The organism is Elstera litoralis (assembly GCF_000963705.1).
Taxonomy (GTDB): Bacteria; Pseudomonadota; Alphaproteobacteria; order Elsterales; family Elsteraceae; genus Elstera; species Elstera litoralis.
Window position 1 is genome coordinate 1 of the sequence record NZ_LAJY01000939.1, and the last position, 825, is coordinate 825.

The window sequence follows — 825 nt, forward strand, 5'->3', positions numbered from 1 at the left end:
CTGTCTATTGATATAGATGAAAATGAATTTCTTTTCGATATATACGTGACGATGATATCTATAAGACAGGCAAGAGATTGTTTTGGCGATAAAAAACTAAATAAATTTTTGATCTCGTTCTCAAAATATCATGAAGACAATCATATTGATAGATGGCGTACGTATGCTAATGATGCAACCGGATTCCGTTTGGAATTTGATTTCTCTGCATTCAAAAAATCCGTCCTTAAATGTTTTAATGCTCCCGAGTGGGGAACATATATAAATTTTTTTCGCGTGCCATTATTTGCGAACGGATCAGTTCAGAGAGTTTGCGATGGAGATTGCTCAAGGGATTATAAATATATTCAAAGTAGAGAGAGGGAATATGCAAAGGAGAGATATTTATCAGCGTTTGGTTTTTCAAATTGAGGATTGTTCATTAATATTAAAAAATGACTCTTATAAAGCGGAAAATGAGGTTAGATTTTTGCTGGATCAAAATGAAGACTCTATGAAGATAGAGTATAGGACGGGAAAAAACATGATAATACCATTCATGCGTTGTGGATTTGACCTAAATTCAATAAAATCTGTTGTGTGTGGTCCAAAATCTCCCCAGAGAACTGTTTACTCTATAAAGAATTTCCTTTCTGCTCACTCTTCTTCAAATATCGATGTGTGCCGGTCTTCTATTAACTATGTTGGATCCTACTAAACCGTTTCTTGAGGGAACCATGACCGATCCTATCGTTATCGTCTCCGCCGCCCGCCCCCGTTTTTCGATCTCGGCCTTATCGAGCCCCGCCACCCTTAAGGGCGAAACGATGTTTTCGAAGACCGACA

The 825-nt window shown here is 37.7% G+C and carries 1 protein-coding gene; it reads left to right on the forward strand.

What is annotated here, in order from left to right:
• Positions 1–411 (forward strand): DUF2971 domain-containing protein (locus VZ95_RS27720; RefSeq protein ID WP_232302792.1); only part of this gene is annotated, 411 nt, incomplete at its 5' end.
• Positions 412–825 lie beyond the last annotated feature (414 nt).